Below are 23,705 nucleotides of genomic sequence, written 5' to 3'. Positions count from 1 at the left end.
CCGTTTGCGATCAGGCCTGGCTGATGCCCAAGCCCGAACACGCCTTGCCCGAGAGCCCCGTGCGCTGGCCGCTCGCCAGCGTCTGCGCGATCGTGTTCGTCGCCTGGCTCGCCCTGTCCTGGCCCTGGCTGTCGGGGACGCTCACCATTCCCTGGGATGCCAAGGCGCATTTCCACCCGCAGCTCCAGTTTCTCGCCGATGCCTGGCACAAGGGCCTCTCGCCGTTCTGGACGCCCTATGTCTTTTCGGGCTCGCCGCAGGTCGCCGATCCGCAATCCCTGATCTTCTCGCCATCCTTCGCGTTGATAGCCTTGCTGAACCCGGCTCCGGATTTCCGCTGGAGCGACGGCGCCGTCCTCGGCACGCTGCTGCTCGGCGCCTTGTCGATCGTCCTGATCTTCCGGGATCGCGGCTGGCATCCGGCCGGCGCTGTCGTCGCGGCGCTTGCCTTCGCCTTCGGCGCGGCGGCAGCCTGGCGCATCCAGCATGTCGGGCAGGTGCTCAGCCTCGGCTATTTCGCGGTCACGCTTGTCCTGCTCTCGCGGGCGCTGGAGCGTGGCTCGATCGGCTATGGCTTCGCTGCCGGCATCGTCTCGGGCTTCATGGTTCTGGGGCGCGACCAGGTCGCGCTGCTTGCGGTCTATGTGCTCGCCGGCCTCGTCATTGCCGCGATCCTGATGGCGCAGAGCCCGTGGCGCGCCTTCCGTGCGAGCCTGCCGCCGCTCATCGCCGGCACGCTCGGCGCCGTCCTGGTCGCGACGATCCCGATCCTGCTGACCGCCTTCATCGCGCAGGAATCGAACCGCCCCGTCATCGATTTCGTCGAGGCCGGCAAGGGCTCCCTGCACCCGGCCGCCCTGCTGACGGGGCTCTTCGCCAATCTCTACGGCGCAGCCGGGCCGCTCGCCGACTTCTGGGGCGCGCCGAGCCCGGCCTGGGAGGCGCGCTTCGGGCCGCTCAGCCTCTTCCTCGCCCGCAACATGAGCCAACTCTATCTCGGCTTGCTGCCGATGGGGCTGATCCTCACCGTTGGCCTCGTCCGCGGTGCGCTCTGGCGGCGCGAGATCGTTCCGCTCACCGTCGCGACGCTGATCGTCCTGCTCTTCGCGCTCGGCCGTTACACGCCGGCCTTCCGCGTGCTGTTCGAACTGCCCGGCATCAGCTTCTACCGCCGACCGGCCGACGCGCTCTTCATCCTCGGTGCCTTGCTCGCCCTGCTCGGCGGCTACCTGACCCATCTCGTCATGACCGGCACCGCCCCGAAGGCACGGCCCTGGCAGATCGCCTTTGAGGCCCTGATCTTCACCGGCGCGCTCGCGCTCGCACTCTGGCTCGCCTGGACGGTCGGGCGCATTCCGGTAGCGACCATCTCGCTCGTGATCGCGGCGCTGTGCGGCATGCTCTCGCTCGGCGGCCTTATTGCCGCGCATGGCCTTGCCAAACGGGGCTCGGCCCTCGCCGCAACCCTGGTTCTCGCCGCGACGCTGACCATCGACCTCGCGGTCAACAACGGCCCGAGCGAATCCACCGCCCTGCCCGCAAAGATGTATGACGTGCTGCGCAAGGACAGCAGCAACGACACCATCGCCCTGCTGAAACGCGAGACGGCCCGCACCGCCGCCCCCGACCGGCGCGACCGGATCGAGCTCGCGGGCATCGATTTCCATTGGCCGAATGCCAGCCTCGTCCACGACCTCGACAACACGCTGGGCTACAACCCGCTGCGCCTCGGCCTCTACACCAAGGCAACCGGGGCCGGAGATCACGTCGCCCTCCCCGACCAGCGCACCTTCTCCCCGCTGATGCCGGGCTACCGCTCGTTGCTCGCCGACATGCTCGGCCTGCGCTTCATCGCGACCGGCGTCCCCGTCGAGCAGATCGACAAGCGCCTGAAACCCGGCGATCTCAAGCAGATCGCCCGCACCAAGGACGCCTTCGTCTACGAGAATCCGCACGCCCTGCCGCGCGTGCTGCTGGTCACCGATGCCCGGAAAGCCGATTTCGACGCGATCCTCAAGACCGGCGCATGGCCTGAGGGTTTCGACCCGCGCCGCACCGTCCTGCTCGATCGCGATCCGCCGCCGCTCCCGACCGGCCCCCTCGGCCCGGACAGCGTCGCGATCCGCGACTACGGCACCACGACCGTGACGCTGGCGGCCGAGACGGCGCGCGGCGGCTATCTCGTGCTCAACGATGTCTGGCACCATTGGTGGCAGGTCGAGATCGACGGAAAGCCGGCCGAATTGCTCCGGGCCAATGTGCTGTTCCGGGCCGTCGTCGTGCCGCCCGGCAAGTCGACGGTGCGCTTCGTCTTCCGCCCTCTGGACGGCCTCTGGCAGGATATCGTCGCGCATCTGCGCAAGCCTCCGGCAAACCAGCCGGGATAGAGGCCGGCCGCGGCCGACAGGCAAAAATCGCCTCTCCTGCCAATTTCCGCCGCGCTGTCGTGTCAGAGAGCCCGGCCTGACAGCGAACCTGCGAGACAACCATGACGGCCGCGCCCGCTTCGACCCAAGGCGAGACGAAGGCGACGCGGCGCGAATGGCTCGGCCTGATCGCGATCGCCCTGCCTTGCATGATCTATTCGATGGATCTGACGGTGCTGAACCTCGCCGTGCCGACGCTGACGCGCGAGTTGAAGCCGAGCGCCAGCCAGCTCCTCTGGATCATCGACATCTACGGCTTCATGGTCGCGGGCTTCCTGATGACCATGGGCACGCTGGGAGACCGCATCGGCCGTCGCCGCCTGCTGATGATCGGCGCCGCCTTCTTCGGCGTCGCCTCGACGGTCGCCGCCTTCTCGGACAGCGCGGAGATGCTGATCGCGATGCGCGCCGTGCTCGGCATCGCCGGCGCGACGCTGGCGCCCTCAACGCTCTCGCTGATCACCGTGATGTTCACGAACGAGAAGGAGCGCACCTTCGCGATCTCGATGTGGATCGCCAGCTTCTCGGCCGGCGCCATCATCGGGCCCGTCGTGGGCGGCTTCCTGATCGAATATTTCTGGTGGGGCTCGGTCTTCCTGATCGCCGTGCCGCCGATGCTGCTCCTGCTCGCGATCGGCCCCATCCTGCTGCCAGAATATCGCGCGCCGCGCGCGGGGCGCCTCGATATCCCGAGCGCGCTGCTCTCGCTCGCGGCCGTGCTGGCGCTCGTCTACGGCATCAAGCACTGGGCGGCCGATGGCTTCGACTGGCTGGCCGCCGTGGCGATCCTCGTCGGCTTCGCCTTCGTGCTGATCTTTATCCGGCGGCAGAAGCGGCTCGCCGACCCGATGGTCGATCTCGCCATGTTCCGCATACCGGCCTTCCGCGCGGCGCTGACGATCAACCTCGCCAGCATCCTCTTCATGTTCGGCAGCTTCATCTTCCTGGCGCAGTATTTTCAGCTCGTTGCCGGGTTGACGCCGCTGCAGGCCGGGCTCTGGTCGCTGCCCTCGGCGGTCGCCTTCACGCTCGCCTCTTTCGTGACGCCCGCCCTTGTCGGGCGTTACAAGCCGGCAGCGCTGATGGCCGGCGGTATGGCGGTCTCGGCACTGGGCTTCGTCTGGCTCGTCTTCGCACCGAGCCTGATCCAGATCGTCTCGGCTTCGGTCGTGTTCTCGATCGGCTTCACGCCGGTGATCACGCTGACGACCGGCATCGTCGTCGGCTCGGCCCCGCCCGAGCGCACCGGCGCGGCCTCCGCCATGTCGGAAACCTCCGCCGAACTCGGAGGCGCGCTCGGCATCGCCGTGCTCGGCAGCCTCGGCGCCGCGCTCTATCGCAGCCGCATGGCGGATGTCGCGGTATCCGGCGTCAGCACGGAAGCGCTCGCTCCCGCACGCTCGACTTTGGGCGGCGCGCTCGCACTGGCCTCAGGGCTCTCGCCCGATCAGGCTGGGCCGATGCTGGCGCGCGCCAGTGACGCCTTCATGGTCGGCTTCCGGGCGGCCGCCGTGCTCTCGATCATCGGCATGCTGTTCTGCATCGCCGTCACCCTGACGACCTTGCGCGACGCCCGTGCCGGCGACGCGCACTGAGCTTCATCTCAGGCCAGAGCGCCCATCGCCGCGATCGGCTGGACGGGCAACCCATCCAGCACCTTGGCGAGGCCCGCGGAATCGACCTCCCCGCCCCGCATCGTTTCGTCGCGGTGGATGCCGCCGGCGATGAACAGGCTGTCGAAGCCCATCAGGCGCGCCCCGGCGAGATCGGTGCGCACGGCATCCCCGATCACCAGAACCTTGCCGGGCTCGACCGGCCGCCCACCGCGCGCATCGGCCGCTGCCGCGAGCGCGAGCTCATAGGCCGGGCGATAGGGCTTGCCGGCCCAGGCGACGGAGCCGCCCAGTTCCTCGTAGATCGTCGCGAGCGCCCCGGCGCAGGGCAGCAGGTCCTCGCCGACATGCACGACGAGATCGGGATTGCCGCAGATGAAAGGCAGGCCGCGCCGGGCGAAGCGCTCCAGCAGCGGCCGGTATTGCTCCGGCGTCTCGGTGCGGTAGTCGTTGAGCTCGGTCGCGACGACGATATCGGCCGGCTCTTCACCGACAAGCGCGACGTCGAGCCCGTCGAACACGGCCCGGTCACTCTGCCAGCCGATGTGATAGGCGCGCTTGTGATGGCTCTGCGCGATCAGGGCGCGCGTGACGTCGCCGGAGGTGACGAGCCGGTCCCAGGCCTCGCGCGGCACGCGCTTGGCATCGAGCAAACCGGCGACCTGCTTCGATGGCCCCGGCGCATTCGAGAGCAGCACCACCGTGCCGCCGCGCTCGCGATAGGCCATCAGCGCATCGCAGGCAGGCTCCAGAGCCCAGAGCCCGTCATGCACGACGCCCCAGACATCGCTGATCAGCACATCGTAGCGGGCGAGGAGATCGCCCGCCTGCTTCAGAACCGGAACACTCATCAGGAACGCGCCTCCGCGGAGATACGCGCCTCGACATCGGCGCGGCGCGGCAACGGCGCGACCGCACCATAGCCCTGCGTCGACAGGGCCGCCGCGACATTGGCGTAGGCGCCCGCAGTGAAGGCATCGCCCGTGCGCAGGTACTCGGCGAGGAAGGCGCCGTCATAGCAATCGCCGGCGCCGGTCGCGTCGATCGCATCGACCTTGATCGGCCGGAAGCGTTCGCGCCGGACCGGCGTCGCCACCAGCGAGCCCTCATGGCCAAGCGTCAGCGCCACGACCCGCGCGCCGAGACCGAGATAGAAATCGACGATGGCATCGGGATTGTTGAGCCCTGTGAGCTGCGTCGCGTCGTCGAGGCCGGGCAGGATGATGTCGGCCATGGCGCAGGCGGCATGGATGATCGCCTTCGCGCGGGTCAGCGGCCAGAGCTTCAGGCGCAGGTTGGTGTCGTAGGCGGTCAGCACGCCCGCCTTGCGCGCGGTCTCGAACGCCTCGAACACGGCATCGCAGGCGTCGGCCGAGATCGCCTGGCTGATGCCGGAGGCCTGGATGATGCGGGCGGAGCGGATCAGGTCGCGCGGCAGGTCGCGCGGGCCGTAGAGGCTCGCGGCGGAGCCGGCGCGCAGATAGGAGAAGACATGGCCCGACGGGCCGTGATCGACGAAATACAGGCCTGTCGGAGCAGTCGGATGGGTCGAGACATGCGTGTCGTCGACGCCCTCGCGCTTCCACAGGCCCCGGATCGAATGGCCGGCGCTATCGTCGCCGAGCGCGCCGAGATAGCCGACCGACATGCCTTGCCGCGCCGCTGCGACGGCGCAATTCGAGGTATCGCCGCCATGGCCGAACTGGAAGGCGCCGCTTTCGGCACGGGTCGCATTGAACTCGCCAAGCGGTTCGCCGAGGCAAAGGAGATCGAAGCGGCTGTCGGTCACGTTTCAAACCATTCAGATGGCGCGGGAACGCCGGGAACACGGTCTTCCTAGAGCATCGAATGGCAAAGTGAAATCCAGGGCGAGGGAAGAATTCGATCGCCGGAGGTGCCCGGCGCCAGCCACCTATTCGGCCGCTTCCCGCTTCGGCGCCGCGCTCATCAGCCGGTCTGCCAGCTTGACGATCTCCTGGCGAAGCGCCGCGTCATTGGCTCCCGCACTCCCGGCCCGGCGCAAGGCCGAGATGTCATCCATGAGCTGGGTCCGGTCGGCCCTCGCCTGGGTCAGAGCGCCCTGCAGCGTCTGAAGCTCGGCCCGCAGCATCTCGATCTGGCTCTCGCGTTCGTTCTGAGCGTCCTGCAAGGTCGCGATCTCCTCCCCATTCCGCCGCTTGGCCGCCTCATGGTCGCTCCTGGCGGCGGCCAGCGCCAGGTCCAGCGCTCCGCGCATGTCCTTTGTCGCGGCATGCTCGGCCTGCTCCTGCCGGAGCTGCGTTTCGAGCTGCCGCGCCGCCACGTCTGCCGCGCTGGCACGGGCATCGGCGGCGGCGAGCCCGGCCTCGGCCTGCGTGGCCCGCGCGCTGAACGCGTCGGCCCGCACCCGCTCGCCATCGCGCTCGCCGGTCATCGCGCGCAAAGCCGCCTCGCTGCCGGCGAGGCGCTCCTCGATCAGGGCGAGCTTGTCGACAAGCTCGTCACCCTTGCCTTGCAATACCATGATCCGCGTCCCGTCCTCGACCTGCGCGACGCGCAGCTTCTCGGCTTGGCTGCGGCTCTCGGCCAGCTCCCGCTCGCGCTCCGCCAGCAGGGTCTCGATCCGCCCGAGGGTCTCGCGCTCCCGCTCCAGTTCGCCGCTGCGCGCGACCAGGTCGGCGCCGGTACCGGTGAGCGCCGCACGCGTCTCTTCCAGATTGCGTTCGAGGCTGGCGAGATCGGCGACCCGCTTCTCCAGTGTCGCTGCGGTTTCGCCATGGCCGGTCCGCTCGCTCGCGAGCGCGGCCTGCGTATCGGAAAGCGCGCTGCGTGTCGTTGCGAGATCGGCCTCGAGGCCGCCGATCCGGGTATCGCGCTCACCGAGCTCGCGCTCCAGCCGCCCGATCATCATGTCGCGCCGGCCGAGTTCCTGCATCGCACTGGCCTTGGCGGCAAAGCCGCGTTCGGCATCCTGCTCGACTGAGCGCATGCGCAGGGCAAGCTCGGCGCGTAAATGGTCGCGGTCAGCGGCGATTTCGGCGAGCGACAAGGGGAACGCTGCTTCGGCTCGCTTGCGCGCCAGCCGGTCGGCCCGCCGCGCCAGCGCCGGCACGGCTGCGAGAGCCAGCAAAGCCGCGCAGAGGAAGCCGAGCGCGAATAGCATGGCGGCTTCGATCAAGTCTCAAGGCTCCCGGCGATGCAGCATGGGCTCAGGCCGAATCTGCCATGCCAGCCATGTCATGGCCAGAGATAGTCGCCCGAACGTGAGGGCAACCATCTTTAGGCACCATGTGCCCCGCGGCTAGAACGGGTTCCAGGTCGCCTGCGGCGTGAACTTGAGATAGCCGAGATTGACGCCGAGCCGCCAGCCGACGCCGGTGCGGATCGGCACGACCGTAATGCCCTCCGCCGTCAGCGCGGTGAAGCCGAAGCCGCCGATGAAATAGGCCGATCCGTCCACCCCGGCGAAACGCTGGTAGAGCGCGTCGACCGCCGGCAGGTTGTAGACCAGCATCATCGTGCGCGCGCCCTCGCCGCCGAAATCGAAGCCGATCGACGGACCCTGCCAGAACACCCGGCGGTCGCCGGCATTGCGCGTATAGAGCTGGCCCTCGCCATAGCGCAGCCCACCGACGAAGGCGCCGGAGGCCTCCTGACCGAGGACATAGCCGTTCGGCTCGCCCCAGCGTCGTACCGCTTCCTCGATCGCCAGCGCGAGGCCGCGCGAAACGTTTCCGAAGAACTTGTGGCCGGAGCCGACGAGCTCGTTCTGGCTGAACGACTGCTGGTTCTGGTAGTTCTGGGCGCGCGCGCCCAGCGGCAATCCGCTCACGCTCGCGCCGGCCATGGCGAGACCGGCCTTGATCAGGTTACGGCGGGTCTGGGTCATCAGCGACATCTCCAGGCAGGGCGCCAGACGAGGCAGAGCGCCGGGGCGGTTCGATCGTCCGTCCGCTCGGCACCGGCGGCGGCTGCGCGGCAGCCGGCTCGGAATGGATGCGATACGGGCCGGGGGGCGGGCCGATCCTGGGCTGTCCGCCGCCCGGCCGGGCGTCGAAGCATGACGTCCGGCGAATGCGAATCAATTCGGTAACGGATTTGATACGCCGCAAATCTATCCAAGGCGTGAAGATTCCGGAGAGCCGATCGGCCCGGGATGGGACTTACCTGAGGATTTGATGCGATGAAGGCCGCAACAAGGCAGCGCTGGATCTCGCTCGCCGCCGCTGCCGTCTCGCTCGCCTTGATCGGACAGACAGCCCTTGCCAGCGCGCCCTCGGCCGCGCCGGAAACCACAGCGTCCAACCCCTTCCCGGCTCTGCCCTCCGGCTTGCCCGACCTGCCCTCGCTCGGCGAAGTGATGCAGCGGGACCTGCGCACCGGCCTCGCCATCAACGGCTTCGATCCCGTCTCCTATCGGCTTGGAGCCAAGCCCGCGGCGGGGCGCGCCGAATACGAGCTCATCCAGGATCGCTTCGTCTGGCGCTTCGCCTCGCAGGCCAATCTCGAAGCCTTCCGCGATGCACCGGAGGTCTACATGCCCGCCTTCGGCGGCTTCGACCCGACCGGCGTCGCCAACGGCGTCGCCGTCGACAGCGACCCCAGCCAGTTTGCGGTCATCGGATCGCGCCTGTTCCTGTTCCGCTCCGCCGCCAACCGCCAGCGTTTCCTGCAGAATGCCGGCTTGCTGGCGCAGGCCGAGAGCCGCTGGAACGCGGTCCTGCGTTTCGTGGCGCGCTAGAAAGCTTAGCCGCCGCAATCCCCGGCGATGGCCTGGCGCGCCAGGGCCTCGCTCGATGCCGCCACGAAGGGCGGGTTGCGGAACTGCCGCTCGCTGCGGCCGTAATCGGGTAAGGCGCCGTCCAGCGTCAGCACGATCCCGCCCGCTGCCGAAAGGATGGCGTCCCCGGCAGCGATGTCCCATTCCATCGTCTGGCCGCAGCGGACATGCAGGTCCGCCTCGCCCGAGGCGATCATCCCGAACTTCACGGCCGACGAAACCGGGATGCCCTTGCTGCAGCACATGGATGCCGCGATGCCGTCGCTGCGGCCGTCGCCATGGAAGCGGCTGACCAGCGCGACCGGCCCCTCGCCCGGGACGGCGCGCACGCTCGTCGGCCGGGCCACGCCCAGAAGGGCGCCGTCGGGGCCGAAATCCTGGACATAGGCAGATGTGCCGGAGAACCAGAGCCGCCCGGTCGCCGGGGCCGCGATCGCACCCGCGATCGGCCGGCCATCGCGGACCACCGCGATGGCAACGCAATAGCTGTCGCCGCCCGCGAGGAACTCGCGCGTGCCGTCGAGCGGGTCGAGCAGGATGAAGATGTCGCCGGGCGCCGGGTTCTGCGCCGTCTCCTCGCTGACGATCGGAAAGTCGGGCAACAGGCGCGCCAAGGCCTCCTTGGCGGCATGATCGGCCGCAAGGTCGGCGGAGCAGACCGGCGAGCCGTCGCTCTTGAGCGTGACGTCGCGCGCCGTCCGCTTCGCCAGCAGGACGGCGGCGCTCAACCCGGCGGCTTCCGCCAATTTACGCCCCAGCCCGTCGCGGTCGCGCAGGCGGGGATCGTCACGGCCGATCATCGCGGCCCATCCTTCTCATAACGGTCCCGATATGGCGATTAACCACATGAAAACCAAGATAGCAGCATATCGAACGACAACGACGCCTCAATCCGGCGCAACCCCGTTTCCAGGACCTCGCCCCCATGACCGCCATCTCGCTCGAGCCGCTCGATCTGGCCGCGCTTCTCTGCAGCCGCGTCTGCCATGACGTGATCAGCCCGGTCGGTGCGATTGTCAACGCTCTCGAGGTTCTGGAGGAAGACGATCCGTCGATGCGCGATTTCGCGCTGGAGCTGATCAAGAAGAGCGCGCGCGCCGCCTCGGCCCGTCTGCAATTCGCCCGCCTCGCCTTCGGTGCGGCCGGTTCCGCCGGCGCGATGATCGACCTCGGCGACGCCGGCAACGTCGCCAACGGCTTCCTCAACGACGAGAAGCTCTCGCTCGACTGGGAAGCGCCGCGCGCATTGCTGCCGAAGAATCAGGTCAAGCTCCTGCTCAACCTCCTGGTCATCGCGACGCAGGCCGTGCCGCGCGGCGGCAAGCTCGTCTCCCGCGCCACGGTCGAGGGCGAGCAGGGCGCGTTCGAGATCACCGCGACCGGCTCGCATGCCCGGATTCCCGCCCATGTCGAGGAGCTTCTGGCCGGGCGTTCGGAAACAGGCACGATCGACGCCCATGCCGTCCAGCCGCTCTATGCCGGCATGGTCGCCCGGGCTGCCGGGATGGGCATCACCTTCGCCATCGAAGGCGACACGGTGACGATCAAGGCCGCCAAGGCAGACTGAAAGAAGACGGATTGAGCGGTCGTTACCGGTCGAGACACGATCTCAACCGATCATAAACCGTTCTCCTGCTTTAGTTCCTGCAGCGTTCCGCGTTGAGTGAAGTTCCTGCATGGACGAGTTGCTGCAAGAGTTCCTGACGGAGACCGGCGAGAATCTCGATACGGTCGATCGGGAACTCGTTCGCTTCGAGCAGGACCCCAACGACCGCGATATCCTGCGGAACATTTTCCGGCTGGTCCACACGGTCAAGGGCACCTGCGGCTTCATCGGCCTTCCGCGGCTGGAAGCCCTGACCCATGCCGCCGAGTCGGTGATCGGGCAGTTCCGCGACGGCGCCACCGTCAATTCCATCGCCGTCACGGCGATCCTGGAGACCATCGACCGGATCAAGGACATCCTGGCCGAGCTCGCCGAGAAGGGGCAGGAGCCCGAGGGCAACGACGAGACGCTGATCGGGGAATTGTTCGCCCTCGCCGAATACGCCAAGGGCGAGCTGAAGCAGCAGCCATCGGCACCTGACAGCGTGCTGGATCCGGTCGCAGCCTATCTCGCCCGTCACGGCCAGGTCGCCGCCAGCCCGGCGAGCGTCGAGGACGTCGTCTTTCGCAGTGCGCCCGGCCCGCAGCGCGGGCGCGATGGCCGGATCGAGGGCAACGAGACCGGCGCCGCCACCGAGGAGGCCCAAAGTCCGTCCCGCAGCGGCGGCCCGGCCACGTTGCGCGTCAATGTCGACACGATCGAGCACCTGATGACGATGGTCTCGGAGCTCGTGCTGACACGCAACCAGCTACTCGAAGTCGCACGGCGGCAGGAGGATGCCGGGCTCAAGGCCCCGCTCCAGCGCCTGTCGCTGATCACCGCCGAACTGCAGGACGGCGTGATGAAGACGCGGATGCAGCCGATCGGCAATGCCTGGTCGAAGCTGCCGCGCATCGTGCGCGACCTCAGCGCCGAACTGGGCAAGCGCATCGAATTGCTGACGGACGGCGCCGAGACCGAACTCGACCGCCAGATCCTCGACCTGATCAAGGATCCGCTGATCCACATGGTCCGCAACTGCGCCGACCACGCGATCGAACTGCCGGCAGACCGGCGCGAGGCCGGCAAGCCCGATCACGGCACCATCCGGCTCGCCGCCTATCACGAGGGCGGCTCGGTCACCATCTCGATCGCCGATGACGGCCGCGGCCTCGATATCGACCGCATCCGTCGCAAGGCCGTCGCCAAAGGTCTCGCGACCGAGGCCGAGCTGGAAAAGCTCAGCGACGCGCAGATCAGCCGCTTCATCTTCCATCCCGGCTTCTCCACGGCCGATAACGTGACCGCGGTCTCGGGCCGCGGCGTCGGCATGGACGTCGTCAAGGCGAATGTCGATTCGATCGGCGGCACGGTCGATGTCGCCAGCCGCCCCGGTCTCGGCACGACCATCATCATCAAGATCCCGCTCACGCTAGCGATCATCTCGGCGCTGATCGTGGTCGCCGGCGAGGACCGCTATGCGATCCCCCAGATCGCGGTGCGCGAACTGGTCCGGGCCAAGGCCGGCGACGAGAACCGCATCGAGGAGATCAACGGAGCCCCGGTGCTGCGGCTGCGCGGGCGCCTGCTCCCGATCGTCTCCTTGCCCGGGCTGATGGCCTGCCCCGGTGGGGAACAGGCCAGGCGGGCCGATGGCGAAGGCTTCATCGTCGTCACCCAGATCGGCGAACGGCAATTCGGCATCCTCGTCGACAGCGTCTTCCACACCGAGGAAATCGTGGTGAAGCCGATGTCGAGCAAGCTGCGCCACATCCACCTGTTTTCCGGCAACACCATCCTCGGCGACGGCACCGTCGTCCTCATCGTCGATCCCAACGGCGTCGCGCGCCTGGTCGGGGCGGCCGCCTCCGAGAACACGGAAAACGAACCGCGCGAGACGGCAGCCGAGGTGCATCGCGGCGAGCGCACGACGATGCTGGTCTTCCGCGCCGGCGCCGGCAACCTCCAGGCCCTGCCCTTGTCGCTCGTGACGCGGCTTGAGGAGATCGAGGCTGGCGAATTCCAGCGCAGCGGCAGCCGGACGCTGCTGCATTATCGTGATCGCCTCGTCCCGGTGACGCCTGTCGCGGACACCCGATTGCGCAGCGAGGGCATCCAGCCGCTGGTCATCGTCTCGAATGGCGACCTCACCGTCGCGCTCGCCGTCGAGGCGATCGTCGATATCGTCGAGGACAGCTTCGAGCTCGAGATGGCGGCGGCGGGAGAGCGCGGCATCATCGGCTCGGCCATGATCCGCGGCCGCGCCACCGATATCCTCGACCTCGCCCATTACCTGCCGCTGAACGAGCCCGGCTGGTTCGCAGCCGGGCGGAGCGCGGAGCCTTCCGGCCGCATCCTGCTGGTCGAGCCGTCCGATTTCCTGCGGGACATGCTGACCCCCGTGCTGAAGGCCTCGGGCCGGATCATCGCCGCGCTGGCGGATTTCAGCGCGGCGAGCCTCGCCGCCGCCGGCGAGCCGATCATGTCCGCGCTGCTCGATCTCGATCGCGACAGCGACGCCGCCTTTGCCTTTGCGACAGCCCTGCGCGAACGCGCCAAGGGCGAGCGCCTGCGCATCCTCGGCCTGACCACCTGCGCCACGCCCGACCTGCATATGCGGGCGGCCCAGGCCGGTTTCGACGACATCCTCGCGAAATTCGACCGCCGGGCCCTGCTGAGCGAGCTCAATGCGGCCGGCACCGACCTGAGGCATGCGGCATGAGCTCGAGCGCATCCCCTCCTCCCGTGCCGACCGCGCCCGGCTTCGGCGACTCGCTCGACTACGTGACGATCCGCGTCGGCGAGCAGCTCCTCGGCCTGCCGATCGGCCGGGTCCAGGACGTCTTCATCGCAAACCGCATCACGATCGTCCCGCGCGCACCTGACGAAATCGTCGGCCTGCTCAACCTGCGCGGACGGATCGTCACCGCGATCTGCCTGCGCAAGCGGCTCGGACGGCCCGTCACCCTCAAGCTCGACGGGCAAGGCCGCCCCGAGCTGACGGCGATCGGCATCGACCATGACGGCGAGGCCTACGCGCTCATCGTCGACGCCGTCGGCGAGGTCATCCGGCTCGACCGTTCCACCTTCGAGCCGCTCCCGGTTCATCTCGATCGCGTCTGGGCGGCGCTGGCGACAGGCATCCATCGCCTGGCCGACGAGCTTCTTGTCGTTCTCGACCTCGACGCCGTCCTCGATCTCGACCTTCGCAGCGCGGCCTGACGGCGGCGCCACAGTTCTGGAGACCCAGCCATGAAATACTGCCTCGTCGTCGACGACTCAGCGGTGATCCGCAAAGTGGCTCGCCGCATCCTCGAAGGGCTGCAGTTCCGCATCGCCGAAGCCGAGGATGGCGCGCGCGCCATCGACGCCTGCAAGGGCGAGATGCCGGATGCCGTCCTGCTCGACTGGAACATGCCGATCATGGACGGCTACGAGTTCCTGCGCACGCTGCGCCAGATGCCGGGCGGAAAGCGACCCAAAGTGGTCTTCTGCACCACCGAGAACGACATCGCCCATATCGCGCGCGCCATGCATGCCGGTGCCGACGAATACATCATGAAGCCCTTCGACAAGGAGATCGTGGCTTCGAAATTCCATCAGGTCGGGTTGCTCTGAGCGAAGGCGCGCCGGTGCGGCTGCGCATCGGGCTTTCCTCGCGTGAAATGCCTTCGCCCCTGCAGCCGGCTCAGTGAGAAACATACCAATGTTGTCTCCTCTCGCGATCCCTGCAAGCCCCGCATCGCGGCACAAGACCGTGGTGATCGCCGACGATTCCGTCGTCGTGCGCGGGCTCTTCGCGCGCTGGCTGGGAGAGGCCGGCAATTTCCACGTCGTCGCCGTCGCCGGTGACGGAGAGACCGCGGTCGCGCACGCCACCCGCTTCAAGCCCGACGTCATGGTGCTCGACCTCGACATGCCGGGCGTGGACGGGGTGGCCGCCCTGCCGCAGATCCTCAAGGAAAGCCCGAATACGGGCGTCCTGCTCGCCGCGACGCTGAACGAGCGCAATACCCGCCTCGCGCTGGAATGCATGACCCGGGGCGCGATGGACGTGGTCTCCAAGCCGGACAGCCGCAGCGGCATGACGCTGTCGCTCGATTTCCGCAGCGAATTCCTGCTCAAGCTCGGCAATATCGTCCACACGCCGGTCAAACCCGGCTCGCTGCCACCGGAGATCGACACCGACCTGCCGCATACCGGGCCGGTCAATCTGCGCCCGCTCGTCTCGGTGATGCCGCGCTATCTCGTGATCGGCGCCTCGACCGGCGGCCCCCGCGCCGTCGCCAAGGTGCTGTTCGACATCGGCGAGGGCCTCAACGACCTGACGACGGTCGTCGTCCAGCACATGCCGCCGCTTTTCACTGCTTCCTTCGCCGAGCAGGTCGCTAACCATATCGGCGTCCCCGCCCGTGAGCCGTTCGACGGCGAGCGATTGATGCGCGGCACCGTCTATATCGCGCCCGGCGGCCGCCATCTCGGCATCGACCGCCGGCTCGGCCATATCGTCGCGCGCATCGGCGACGAACCCCCCGTCAATTTCTGCCGACCTGCCGTCGACGTGCTGTTCGGCGATGCCGCCCGCCATCTCGGCCCCGCCGCGCTCGGCCTCGTCCTCACCGGCATGGGCAGCGACGGCACCGACGGCGCCGGCGCGCTGCGCAAGGCGGGAGCCGCCGTCATCGCCCAGAACGAGCCGAGCAGCACGATCTGGGGCATGCCGGGCTCGGTCGTGCGCGCCCGCCATGCCAGCAGCATCATCGCGCTCGACGAGATCGGTGCCTCGATCCGCTGCCTCGTACGCGGGGTGCAGCCGGCATGACCGAAGCCGATTTCTCCTTCCTCTGCCTGCTGCTCCAGCAGCGCTCCGGCCTGTCGCTGACCGCGGACAAGCGCTACCTTGCCGAAAGCCGCCTCGGCATCCTCTGCCGCCGGCGCGGCATCGCCGATATCGAGGCGCTCGTCCGCCAGCTCCGGATGGCCCGCGACCTGGCTCTGGAGAGCGCCGTGGTCGATGCCATGACCACCAACGAGACCCTGTTCTTCCGCGACCAGACGCCATTCAACCTGTTCCGCGACATCATCCTGCCCGAACGGCTGGCCGCCAACGCCGCCAGCCGTTCGCTGCGGATCTGGTGCGCGGCCGTCTCCAGCGGCCAGGAAGCCTATTCCCTGGCCATGCTGATCGACGAGCTCAGTGAGCGGCTTGCCGGCTGGAAGATCGAGATCCTGGGAACGGACATCTCTGCAGAGATCCTGGAGAAGGCCCGGGCGGGCATCTACAGTCAGTTCGAGATCCAGCGCGGCCTGCCGATCCAGATGCTGCTGAAACATTTCCAGCAGGTCGGAGACAAGTGGCAGGTCTCTCAGCGCATCCGCGCGATGGTCGAGTTCAGGCAGCACAACCTGCTGGAGCGCAACGACCCGTTCGGCCGGTTCGATGTGATCTTCTGCCGCAACGTCCTGATCTATTTCGACGTACCCACCAAGGTGAAGGTCCTGGAGCAGCTCGCCCCGCGTCTGGTGCCGGACGGAGCCTTCCTGCTCGGCGCCGCCGAGACCGTGCTCGGGTTGGCGACGAAGCTCGTCTGCGACCCGCAGCACCGTGGCCTCTACCGGCACGCTGCGATGGCTCCTCCGCTCGCCGCCTCCCCGGCGCCGGACTTTCGTCCGCGCCCTGCCGCCGTGGCCACCGCTCTACGGGGCTGAGCTGAGTCGTCTGCCGTCCAAGAGACTTCGCCTGTCGAGACGCTCTTGAATGCGGGCCGCTCCGTCATGGTCAGGCTTGTCCCGACCATCCACGTCTTCGCTGATTGAAGGCCGTGTTCAAGACGCGGATGCTCGCCACAAGGGCGAGCATGACGGCAGGAATCGATCGAGAGTCACGTCGTTACGCTTGCTCCACAAACAAAAACCCCGCCTCTCGGCGGGGTCCCCGTCGACCTGTCGTGTACATCCGACGATCAGGTCAAGAACTGGTATGACGTCGCTTCATGACCGCCCGATGACGGACCGGCCACCGGGATGCGTCAAGCCGGGATGCGCTCCTCGGCCTCGGACGGCTCGCGCAGCACATAGCCGCGGCCCCAGACGGTCTCGATGTAGTTTTTGCCGTCCGACGCGTTGGCGAGCTTCTTGCGGAGCTTGCAGATGAAGACGTCGATGATCTTGAGCTCGGGCTCGTCCATGCCGCCATAGAGATGGTTGAGGAACATCTCCTTGGTCAGCGTCGTGCCCTTGCGGAGCGAGAGCAGCTCCAGCATCTGGTATTCCTTGCCGGTCAGGTGCACGCGGGCGGCATCGACCTCGACCGTCTTGGTGTCGAGATTGACGACCAGGTCGCCGGTGGTGATGACCGACTGGGCGTGGCCCTTCGAGCGGCGCACGATCGCATGGATGCGGGCGACGAGCTCGTCCTTGTGGAACGGCTTGGTGAGATAGTCGTCGGCGCCGAAGCCGAGGCCCTTCACCTTGTCCTCGATGCCGGCGAGGCCGGAGAGGATCAGGATCGGCGTCTTGACCTTGGCGACGCGAAGCGAGCGCAGCACCTCGTAACCCGACATGTCGGGGAGGTTCAGGTCGAGCAGGATGATGTCGTAATCGTAGAGCTTGCCGAGATCGACGCCCTCTTCACCGAGATCCGTCGTATAGACGTTGAAGCTCTCCGATTTGAGCATGAGCTCGATGCTTTGAGCGGTCGCGCTATCGTCCTCGATCAGCAGAACCCGCATGTCCACGTCCCCAATTTCGCCCGCAGGGCAGGTTTGACCGTTGTTTCCGCCCGGACCCGTTCGGCCCTGGACGACGACGCACTTGCCCAATGAAACGCCACGCGACACGCTACGAGGAAACTGGTTAACAAACCGTGATTCCCGAGCGCAAGCGCTTCCTCGGAGAAAGTGAACGATCCTTGTCGAGGTGAGTCGAATTTGACACGGATCGCTGAACTTCTCGGCCGCGAAAGCGCCTTTCGCGGAGGGTTGCCGCGGGAAACAGCGCCATAATGGCTCTGCGACACGTGGCAGCCTCGATCCACAGTGTTAATCACAGAGCTTAACAGCTGGTAAATGAGCGCAATTTGTTAGGAACCCTTACCAAATCATCCACAGGACCGGCTGGCCGCGAATTCGGTTGCCCTCACGCCGCCGGCGAAGTTGAATCATCCCGATGAATTCCCCGTCCCACGGCCACGATCGCCTCTCCGCCCTGGCGTCCGCCATCGAGCATCTCGAAGGCGTGACCGTCTATGGCCGCGTCATCGGCGTGCGCGGCCTGCTCGTCGAGGTTGCCGGCCCGATCGGCGCGATGAGCCTGGGCGGGCGCGTCGGCATCGAGATCGCGCCGGGCACGCGCGTTCCCTGCGAGGTCATCGGCTTCTCCGGCGACAAGGCCCTGGTCATGCCCTTCGGCGGGCTCGACGGCGTCCGCCGCGGCTGCCCCGTCCATGTCGACCGCGCCCAGCCCGGCCTGAAACCGACATCCGCCTGGCTCGGCCGTGTCGTCGATGCGCTCGGCCGCCCGGTCGATGGCGGCCCGCCTCTGCCGCAGGGCGACACGCTCTTCGCCTTCCGCAACGATCCCCCGCCCGCCCATGCGCGGCGCCGCGTCGGCCATCCGCTCGATCTCGGCGTACGCGCCCTCAACACCTTCCTGACCTGCTGCGTCGGCCAGCGCATGGGCATCTTCGCCGGCTCCGGCGTCGGCAAGTCCGTGCTGCTCTCGATGCTCGCCCGCTATGCGCAGGCCGATGTCAATATCATCGGCCTCGTCGGCGAACGCGGCCGCGAGGTGCAGGAGTTCCTCCAGGAGGACCTCGGCCCGCAGGGTCTCGCCCGCTCGATCGTCGTCGTCGCGACCTCGGACGAGCCAGCCCTGATGCGCAAGCAGGCGGCGCTGACGACATTGACGCTCGCCGAATATTTCCGCGACCGCGGCCTGCAGGTGATGTGCCTGATGGATTCGGTGACGCGCTTTGCCATGGCGATGCGCGAGATCGGCCTGGCGGCCGGCGAGCCGCCGACGACCAAGGGCTATACGCCGACCGTCTTCGCCGAACTGCCGCGCCTGCTCGAACGCGCCGGCCCCGGTGTCGGCGACGGCGCGATCACCGGCCTCTTCACCGTGCTGGTCGATGGCGGCGATCATGACGAGCCCGTCGCCGACGCGGTGCGCGGCATCCTCGACGGCCATATCGTGATGGAGCGCTCCATCGCCGAGCGCGGGCGCTACCCGGCGGTCAACATCCTGAAATCGGTCTCGCGTACGATGCCGCGCTCCTGCGACCCGGCCTATTACCCCGTCGTGCAGAAGGCGCGCTCCACGCTTGCGACCTATGCCGACATGGAGGAGCTGATCCGGCTCGGCGCCTATCGCCAGGGGGCCTCGGCCGAGGTCGACGAGGCGATACGCCTGCATCCCGCGCTCGAAGCCTTCCTCAAGCAGGCCAAGGACGACGCCACCCCGCTGGGGGAATGCTATACCCGCCTCGCCGCCATCATGAGCGGCAGCGTCTGATGCTCGCCTCCCGCCGCAGGATGCCCGCCCGATGATCGCAGCGCTTCTGACCGGCCTCGTCGCCCTCATCCATGTCTATATCGTCATTCTGGAGATGCTCTGGTGGGACACCCCGCGCGGACACAAGGCTTTCGGGCTCACGCCCGACTTCGCCGCGCGCTCGAAGGTACTGGCCGCCAATCAAGGGCTCTATAACGGCTTCCTCGTCGCCGGCCTGGCCTGGGGGCTCTGGCTTGGAGCGGAAGGCTTCGCGATCAAGCTGTTCTTCCTGGCCTGCGTCCTCGTCGCCGGGCTCTTCGGGGCGGCGACCGCCAGCCGCAAGATCCTCTATATCCAGGCCCTGCCCGCCGCGCTCGCCATCGCAGCGCTGCTGGCCGGGATCTGAGCGGGTCTCAGCCCCGCGCCACCATCCGCACCAGCGCGAACATAGCGACGAAGCCGATCGCCTGGATCGCGGCGGAGATCATCAGTGTCGAGCTCGCGCCGAGCCGTTCGACCATCACCGCGAAAAGCAGCGGCGCGGCTGAGAACGCCATGTTCTGCGGCACGGTGAGCTTGCCGAGCATCGCGGCGAAGCCGTTGCGGCCGAACAGGGCGAGCGGCAATGTCGCACGCGCAACTGAGATCACGCCGAGCGCCGCGCTGAACAGCACGACGAAGGCCGCTGCAGTCATGATCGTCATCGGCACGAAAGGCAGCAGGAGGCACAGCGCCGGCCCCAGCAGCAGGCCGAACAGCGCGACCTTCTCCGCCCGCAGCCGCTCACCCAACGTCGCGTCGATGGCCCGCGCGGCAAGCGTCGCAGGGCCGCTCAGCGTCGCGACCCAGACGGCCTCGCCCTGCGTCAGCCCCGCCTCCTGGAACAGGGTGATCAGGTGCAGCGGCAGCCCCCAGGAGACGAGCCCGCTCGCGGAGAAGGCGAGCGCCACCAGCCAGAACGCCGCCCGGCGCGAATGCGCTGCCACGCTGCCGTGCTCCCCTGCCAGGCTCGCCCCCGGAACGGCGGTCGGCGCAGCCGTAGGCCCCGGCACATGCCGGTAGCGCGGGATCGCGGCGTAGATCGGCAGGACGATGACGAGCTGCATCGCGGCGAAGACGATGAGCGTCATCCGCCAGCCGAAGGCATTCATCAGCACGGCGGTCAAAGGCCAGAACACGCTGGAGGCAAGGCCGGTGACCAGCATCATCAGGCCGATCACGCGCCGCGTCCGCTCGCCCATGAGCTGGGCGATGGTGACATTGCCGGTATTGGCCAGCGACATCGCATGGCCGAGCCCGATCACGAACCAGCTCGCGAGATAACTCACCGGCCCCTGGGCCTGCGACAGCACGGCGAGCCCGAGCGCGCAGATCACCGCGCCGATGCACATCGAACGGCGCGTACCCTCGCGGTCGAGCACGCGCCCGATCGCCGGCGCGACCAGCGCCCCGGTGATGAGCAGGATGGTGATGCCGCCGAAGACGATCTCGGCGTTGAGCCCGATCTCGCGATCGAGTGCGCCGACCAGCACCGAGGGCGAATAGAAGGTCGAGCCCCAGCCGATGATGCGGGTCAGCGCGAGGCCGAGAAGCAGGGGACCGTGCCCGCCGAAACGAGAAGAGGCAGCCAAGACAGGATATCCGCGGAGGCAGGAGGCCGGACGGCCAATGCAGCTCACGTTCACTAGACCATCCCGACAACCGGTGGCAGCAGCCCCGACGCGCCTGGATCATGCGTAAAAGGCAGCCCGTTTCGGTAAGGAAAGGTCAACCTCCTTGCGCCATGTTGCTTCTCGTCTCGCGGATGGAGTTCGGGCGCATGTCGAGGGGTCGGCGGCGCCCGTAGCATCGGACCGAAAAGTGGAATCCACCTTTCGAAAGCCGATGTGATGACAACTGGATTGACTGCCGTTGCCGTGTCCTGACGGGCGCGCGGGGGCCTAGGGCGTAATCAGGAGTTGAAAACCACATGAAGTCGCGAGAGACGCTTCTTCGCCTCAAGCGCTTCCAGGTCGACGAGAAGCGTCGCCGGGTAAGCCAGATCGAGATGATGATCGCCGATTTTCATCGGATGGCTGGAGATCTCGATCGCGAGATCCAGGCCGAGGAATCCCGCGCCGGCATCGCGGATCCCGCCCATTTCGCCTATCCGACCTATGCCAAGGCCGCGCTCGGCCGCCGCGACAACCTGCGCCAGTCGGCCGACAACCTGAAGGGCCAGCTCGACGAGGCCAAGGCCGAATTGCAGGAGGCCTTCGAGGACATGAAGAAGGTCGAGATCCTCGACGACCGCGAGCGCGCCTCGGAGCGCGCGGCGGAAGCCGCCCGCGACCAGGCCACCATGGACGCGATCGGGTTGCGCTCGCGCGCCTGAGACCGGTTCGGAGAATTCAGAGAAAGGGCGGTGTCCTCCGGACGCCGCCCTTTTTCATGCGATGACGGGATGGTGCGTGACGGAGTCGCGCCGCAGCTTGCCGGTCAGGCGCGGATCATCGTCGACCTCGACCCCACGCTTGAACACCGTGAAGCCCGAGCGTTGATAGAAGGCGAGCGCGGCGGGGTGGTCGAGCGTGCAGGTATGCACCCAGAAGCGCGAGATCGGCCTGGCCCAGGCCAGCGCCAGCGCCCGGTTCATCAGCCAGCGCCCCGCCCCCTTGCCCACGACCGGCTCGTCGAGCCCGAAGAAGGCGAGCTCGCCCTCTCCCGGCACCCGGAAATCCAGTTCGAGCAGGCCGACATCGCGCCCCTCGAAGCGAACCGCGTAAACCGTGATGGCGGGATCGGCGAAGACAGCCTCGATCTCGGCCTGCGGCTTGGTCAGGCGGCTGAACCACATCCAGCGCTCGCCGAGCAGCCGATAGACGCTCAGATAGCGCGCGATCTCGGAGCGCGCGATCGGTTCGAGCGAGAAACCTTCGGTGCCCGCCGGATCGGGACGCTGCGGCGGCCGTTCGAACATTTCCAGCGAGGTCACGATCGTCGCGATCTTGCCGGGCGGCAGGTCGGTCGTTCCGGTCAGGGTGATGGTCAGGCTCTGGGACATGAAGGGGTTCAACGGCTCGTCGAGGAATCTGCCGCGATCATGACATGATCGAGGTCGAAAGATCACTGCACGCCGATGCATGCCCGGCGTCACGGCATCGCGCGCCATCCCGCCTCCTCGGCCGAATATCACGATGGATCGAAGCACCACTGCGGTGCGTTCCGCATCAACGCCCAATTGAGGACCAGACCAGATGAACCGCACCGCCATTGCCCTGGCAGCTCTCCTGGCGGCCGGCCTGCTCGCCGGCACGGCCCAGGCCCAGCAGCCTCACGGCGGCCATGGCAGCCACGGCGCGCCCGCCGCGTCGAAGGCTGGCGACAGCGCCTCGACCAAGGCCTATCGGGACGCCAACATGAAGATGCACAAGGACATGGACATCCCCTATTCCGGCGATGCCGATGCCGATTTCGTCCGCGGCATGATCCCGCATCACCAGGGCGCCATCGACATGGCCAAGGTCGTCCTCGCCCATGGCAAGGACCCCGAGATCCGCAAGCTCGCCGAGAACGTTATCCGCGACCAGGAGAAGGAAGTCGCGATGATGAAGGACTGGCTGAAGAAGAACGGCAAGTAGCCGTCTCTCCGCTCGCTTGACCTTGGGCGAGGGCGAACGTCTTCGGGCGCTTGCCCTCGCCCTTCCCCGCTGGCAGAGAGGGGGAAGGTTCGCGCCGCAGCGGTGACGACGTGGGCCACCCGCTACCCGTCACCAACCTGTCCTGAGCCCGCGGCCTCCATGAAGCGTTATCTCGACTATCTCTGGCCGATCATCGGGCTCGTCGCGGTCGTCTGGTCCGTCGAATTGCTCTGGAGCAAGCTCAAGCTCGAGGCCGGAACCGACGCCAGGATCGAGGCGCTGCTGGAGAATGCCGGCCTCTGGCAGAGCGTCAAGATCATCGCCCACCGCATCGGCCACAAGATCGCGGTCATCCCGCCTGACGCCTTCTTCCACGCGGCGCTTGCGACCCTCGTCGCCTATGCTGCGCTCGCCTGGTACGACCGCATCGCGCTGATCCATCTCGGCAAGGAGAAGAACATCTCCTGGCCCTATATCTCGCTCTGCTCCTTCGTGACCTATGCGCTCTCGCATAATATCGGCGCCTCGGTCTTCTCGGGCGGCATGGTGCGCTACCGGGCCTACACGGCGAAAGGCCTGACGGCGGCCGAGGTCGCGGTCCTCGTCGCGCTCTGCTCCTTCACCTTTGCCTTCGGCACGATCTTCCTGATGGGTCTCGTGCTGCTCTACGAGCCGCAGATCCTGCATCCGCTCGAGCGGATGTCGAAATGGTTCGCGATCACCGACAGCACCGCACGCTGGATCGGCGTCGGCATGCTCGCCTTCGCCGCGCTCTACACGATCGGCTCCTGGCTGCAGTTCAAGCCGCTGAAGATCGGCAAGCTCGAGATCATCTATCCGCGCCTGCCGATCGTCGCCAGGCAGTACCTCGCGGCCCCGATCGAGCTCGCGGGCGCTGCCGGCATCATCTATTTCGCGCTGCCCGAGCAGGGCAATCCGGGCTTCCTGATCGTGCTCGGCGCCTTCCTGCTCTCGTTCTCGGCCGGGCTCCTGAGCCAGGTTCCGGGCGGCGTCGGCGTGATGGAGGCGGTCTTCCTCGCGGTGATGCCCGGCGTGCCGGCGCCGGCCGTCTTCGCCGCCCTGCTGATCTGGCGGCTGTTCTATCTCATCCTGCCGCTGGTGATCTCGCTGCCCATCGTGCTCGCCTTCGAGCGGGCGCAACTCAAGCGCAGCACCCGCATCGCTCCGCCGCCATAGCATCGGCCCGAA

Annotated in this window: 22 protein-coding genes; 14 read left to right on the top strand and 8 right to left on the bottom strand. The window is 67.6% G+C overall.

Annotated elements, in window-relative coordinates; translation table 11 throughout:
- Positions 1-23 precede the first annotated feature (23 nt).
- Both BLQ70_RS05775 and BLQ70_RS05770 read left to right on the top strand, forming a co-directional pair.
- The gene (locus BLQ70_RS05775) at positions 24-2,387 is read left to right on the top strand and encodes a glycosyltransferase family protein (RefSeq protein ID WP_244511922.1); all 2,364 of its coding nucleotides are present in this window, start codon (positions 24-26) and stop codon (positions 2,385-2,387) included.
- 101 nt (positions 2,388-2,488) lie between these two features.
- Entirely contained in the window at positions 2,489-4,021 is a 1,533-nt protein-coding gene (locus tag BLQ70_RS05770; protein WP_091856220.1) for an MFS transporter, read from the top strand.
- An 8-nt stretch (positions 4,022-4,029) separates the two neighbouring features.
- Here the strand turns inward: BLQ70_RS05770 and BLQ70_RS05765 are convergent, their stop codons facing one another.
- From BLQ70_RS05765 to BLQ70_RS05750, 4 genes are all read right to left on the bottom strand, one after another.
- The gene (locus BLQ70_RS05765) at positions 4,030-4,890 is read right to left on the bottom strand and encodes a TIGR01459 family HAD-type hydrolase (RefSeq protein WP_091856219.1); all 861 of its coding nucleotides are present in this window, start codon (positions 4,888-4,890) and stop codon (positions 4,030-4,032) included.
- Complete coding sequence (locus BLQ70_RS05760) at positions 4,890-5,828, bottom strand: sugar kinase (protein ID WP_091856218.1); 939 nt, start codon at positions 5,826-5,828, stop codon at positions 4,890-4,892. The genes BLQ70_RS05765 and BLQ70_RS05760 overlap by 1 nt, the downstream gene beginning before the upstream one ends.
- Positions 5,829-5,951: 123 nt before the next feature.
- A complete protein-coding gene (locus tag BLQ70_RS05755) occupies positions 5,952-7,196 on the bottom strand; it encodes a coiled-coil domain-containing protein (protein WP_091856217.1) in 1,245 nt (414 codons plus the stop codon).
- A 123-nt stretch (positions 7,197-7,319) separates the two neighbouring features.
- Complete coding sequence (locus BLQ70_RS05750; RefSeq protein ID WP_082617556.1) at positions 7,320-7,907, bottom strand: DUF1134 domain-containing protein; 588 nt, start codon at positions 7,905-7,907, stop codon at positions 7,320-7,322.
- A 294-nt stretch (positions 7,908-8,201) separates the two neighbouring features.
- Between BLQ70_RS05750 and BLQ70_RS05745 the strand changes: the two genes are divergently transcribed.
- Positions 8,202-8,759, top strand: coding sequence for a YHS domain-containing (seleno)protein (locus BLQ70_RS05745; RefSeq protein ID WP_091856215.1), 558 nt, complete (start codon positions 8,202-8,204; stop codon positions 8,757-8,759).
- A gap of 5 nt (positions 8,760-8,764) precedes the next feature.
- Here the strand turns inward: BLQ70_RS05745 and BLQ70_RS05740 are convergent, their stop codons facing one another.
- On the bottom strand, positions 8,765-9,598 hold the full coding sequence (locus BLQ70_RS05740; RefSeq protein ID WP_091856214.1) for a 3'(2'),5'-bisphosphate nucleotidase CysQ family protein: 834 nt from the start codon (positions 9,596-9,598) through the stop codon (positions 8,765-8,767).
- 125 nt (positions 9,599-9,723) lie between these two features.
- On the opposite strand from BLQ70_RS05740, the gene chpT reads away from it, so the two are divergent.
- The 6 genes from chpT to BLQ70_RS05710 all read left to right on the top strand — a co-directional run bounded on the left by chpT (position 9,724) and on the right by BLQ70_RS05710 (position 16,092).
- Positions 9,724-10,365 (top strand): histidine phosphotransferase ChpT, encoded by a 642-nt coding sequence (chpT, locus tag BLQ70_RS05735; RefSeq protein WP_091856213.1) that lies wholly within the window; start codon positions 9,724-9,726, stop codon positions 10,363-10,365.
- Between the two features lie 109 nt (positions 10,366-10,474).
- Positions 10,475-13,105 (top strand): hybrid sensor histidine kinase/response regulator, encoded by a 2,631-nt coding sequence (locus BLQ70_RS05730; protein WP_091856212.1) that lies wholly within the window; start codon positions 10,475-10,477, stop codon positions 13,103-13,105.
- Positions 13,102-13,605, top strand: a complete 504-nt coding sequence (locus BLQ70_RS05725) for a chemotaxis protein CheW (protein WP_091856211.1) — start codon at positions 13,102-13,104, stop codon at positions 13,603-13,605. Before BLQ70_RS05730 ends, BLQ70_RS05725 begins: the two co-directional genes overlap by 4 nt.
- Before the next feature lie 30 nt (positions 13,606-13,635).
- A complete protein-coding gene (locus BLQ70_RS05720; RefSeq protein WP_038359309.1) occupies positions 13,636-14,001 on the top strand; it encodes a response regulator in 366 nt (121 codons plus the stop codon).
- 88 nt (positions 14,002-14,089) lie between these two features.
- Complete coding sequence (gene cheB / locus BLQ70_RS05715) at positions 14,090-15,205, top strand: chemotaxis-specific protein-glutamate methyltransferase CheB (protein ID WP_061969577.1); 1,116 nt, start codon at positions 14,090-14,092, stop codon at positions 15,203-15,205.
- Positions 15,202-16,092, top strand: coding sequence for a CheR family methyltransferase (locus BLQ70_RS05710; protein WP_091856210.1), 891 nt, complete (start codon positions 15,202-15,204; stop codon positions 16,090-16,092). The genes cheB and BLQ70_RS05710 overlap by 4 nt, the downstream gene beginning before the upstream one ends.
- 320 nt (positions 16,093-16,412) lie before the next feature.
- Here the strand turns inward: BLQ70_RS05710 and ctrA are convergent, their stop codons facing one another.
- Complete coding sequence (gene ctrA / locus BLQ70_RS05705) at positions 16,413-17,114, bottom strand: response regulator transcription factor CtrA (protein WP_047580924.1); 702 nt, start codon at positions 17,112-17,114, stop codon at positions 16,413-16,415.
- Positions 17,115-17,550: 436 nt separating this feature from the next.
- On the opposite strand from ctrA, the gene fliI reads away from it, so the two are divergent.
- Positions 17,551-18,897, top strand: a complete 1,347-nt coding sequence (fliI, locus tag BLQ70_RS05700; protein WP_061969580.1) for a flagellar protein export ATPase FliI — start codon at positions 17,551-17,553, stop codon at positions 18,895-18,897.
- A 31-nt stretch (positions 18,898-18,928) separates the two neighbouring features.
- Positions 18,929-19,282: a DUF1304 domain-containing protein gene (locus BLQ70_RS05695; RefSeq protein ID WP_091856209.1), complete on the top strand. Its 354-nt coding sequence runs from the start codon at positions 18,929-18,931 to the stop codon at positions 19,280-19,282.
- Positions 19,283-19,289: 7 nt separating this feature from the next.
- On the opposite strand, the gene BLQ70_RS05690 is transcribed toward BLQ70_RS05695, so the two are convergent.
- A complete protein-coding gene (locus BLQ70_RS05690; protein ID WP_170843331.1) occupies positions 19,290-20,507 on the bottom strand; it encodes an MFS transporter in 1,218 nt (405 codons plus the stop codon).
- A gap of 338 nt (positions 20,508-20,845) precedes the next feature.
- Here BLQ70_RS05690 and fliJ point away from each other — a divergent pair, with 338 nt between their 5' ends.
- Positions 20,846-21,250, top strand: a complete 405-nt coding sequence (gene fliJ / locus BLQ70_RS05685; RefSeq protein ID WP_061969585.1) for a flagellar export protein FliJ — start codon at positions 20,846-20,848, stop codon at positions 21,248-21,250.
- Between the two features lie 54 nt (positions 21,251-21,304).
- On the opposite strand, the gene BLQ70_RS05680 is transcribed toward fliJ, so the two are convergent.
- Positions 21,305-21,919 (bottom strand): GNAT family N-acetyltransferase, encoded by a 615-nt coding sequence (locus BLQ70_RS05680; protein WP_091856207.1) that lies wholly within the window; start codon positions 21,917-21,919, stop codon positions 21,305-21,307.
- 193 nt (positions 21,920-22,112) lie between these two features.
- Between BLQ70_RS05680 and copM the strand changes: the two genes are divergently transcribed.
- A complete protein-coding gene (gene copM, locus BLQ70_RS05675; RefSeq protein WP_091856206.1) occupies positions 22,113-22,496 on the top strand; it encodes a CopM family metallochaperone in 384 nt (127 codons plus the stop codon).
- Positions 22,497-22,655: 159 nt separating this feature from the next.
- Positions 22,656-23,693: a lysylphosphatidylglycerol synthase transmembrane domain-containing protein gene (locus tag BLQ70_RS05670; protein WP_061969590.1), complete on the top strand. Its 1,038-nt coding sequence runs from the start codon at positions 22,656-22,658 to the stop codon at positions 23,691-23,693.
- Positions 23,694-23,705: the final 12 nt, after the last annotated feature.

It is taken from the genome of Allobosea robiniae (genome assembly GCF_900102525.1).
Taxonomy (GTDB): Bacteria; Pseudomonadota; Alphaproteobacteria; order Rhizobiales; family Beijerinckiaceae; genus Allobosea; species Allobosea robiniae.
This window is presented reverse-complemented; position numbering and strand designations above follow the sequence as displayed.

What these genes read in the sequence shown, in the direction of transcription:
- BLQ70_RS05775 (WP_244511922.1), top strand. Translation starts at nt 24, where the DNA reads ATGCCCAAGCCCGAACACGCCTTGCCCGAGAGCCCCGTGCGCTGGCCG.
- BLQ70_RS05770 (WP_091856220.1), top strand. Translation starts at nt 2,489, where the DNA reads ATGACGGCCGCGCCCGCTTCGACCCAAGGCGAGACGAAGGCGACGCGG.
- BLQ70_RS05765 (WP_091856219.1), bottom strand. Translation starts at nt 4,890, where the DNA reads ATGAGTGTTCCGGTTCTGAAGCAGGCGGGCGATCTCCTCGCCCGCTAC.
- BLQ70_RS05750 (WP_082617556.1), bottom strand. Translation starts at nt 7,907, where the DNA reads ATGACCCAGACCCGCCGTAACCTGATCAAGGCCGGTCTCGCCATGGCC.
- BLQ70_RS05745 (WP_091856215.1), top strand. Translation starts at nt 8,202, where the DNA reads ATGAAGGCCGCAACAAGGCAGCGCTGGATCTCGCTCGCCGCCGCTGCC.
- BLQ70_RS05740 (WP_091856214.1), bottom strand. Translation starts at nt 9,598, where the DNA reads ATGATCGGCCGTGACGATCCCCGCCTGCGCGACCGCGACGGGCTGGGG.
- chpT (WP_091856213.1), top strand. Translation starts at nt 9,724, where the DNA reads ATGACCGCCATCTCGCTCGAGCCGCTCGATCTGGCCGCGCTTCTCTGC.
- BLQ70_RS05730 (WP_091856212.1), top strand. Translation starts at nt 10,475, where the DNA reads ATGGACGAGTTGCTGCAAGAGTTCCTGACGGAGACCGGCGAGAATCTC.
- BLQ70_RS05725 (WP_091856211.1), top strand. Translation starts at nt 13,102, where the DNA reads ATGAGCTCGAGCGCATCCCCTCCTCCCGTGCCGACCGCGCCCGGCTTC.
- BLQ70_RS05720 (WP_038359309.1), top strand. Translation starts at nt 13,636, where the DNA reads ATGAAATACTGCCTCGTCGTCGACGACTCAGCGGTGATCCGCAAAGTG.
- cheB (WP_061969577.1), top strand. Translation starts at nt 14,090, where the DNA reads ATGTTGTCTCCTCTCGCGATCCCTGCAAGCCCCGCATCGCGGCACAAG.
- BLQ70_RS05710 (WP_091856210.1), top strand. Translation starts at nt 15,202, where the DNA reads ATGACCGAAGCCGATTTCTCCTTCCTCTGCCTGCTGCTCCAGCAGCGC.
- ctrA (WP_047580924.1), bottom strand. Translation starts at nt 17,114, where the DNA reads ATGCGGGTTCTGCTGATCGAGGACGATAGCGCGACCGCTCAAAGCATC.
- fliI (WP_061969580.1), top strand. Translation starts at nt 17,551, where the DNA reads ATGAATTCCCCGTCCCACGGCCACGATCGCCTCTCCGCCCTGGCGTCC.
- BLQ70_RS05695 (WP_091856209.1), top strand. Translation starts at nt 18,929, where the DNA reads ATGATCGCAGCGCTTCTGACCGGCCTCGTCGCCCTCATCCATGTCTAT.
- fliJ (WP_061969585.1), top strand. Translation starts at nt 20,846, where the DNA reads ATGAAGTCGCGAGAGACGCTTCTTCGCCTCAAGCGCTTCCAGGTCGAC.
- BLQ70_RS05680 (WP_091856207.1), bottom strand. Translation starts at nt 21,919, where the DNA reads ATGTCCCAGAGCCTGACCATCACCCTGACCGGAACGACCGACCTGCCG.
- copM (WP_091856206.1), top strand. Translation starts at nt 22,113, where the DNA reads ATGAACCGCACCGCCATTGCCCTGGCAGCTCTCCTGGCGGCCGGCCTG.
- BLQ70_RS05670 (WP_061969590.1), top strand. Translation starts at nt 22,656, where the DNA reads ATGAAGCGTTATCTCGACTATCTCTGGCCGATCATCGGGCTCGTCGCG.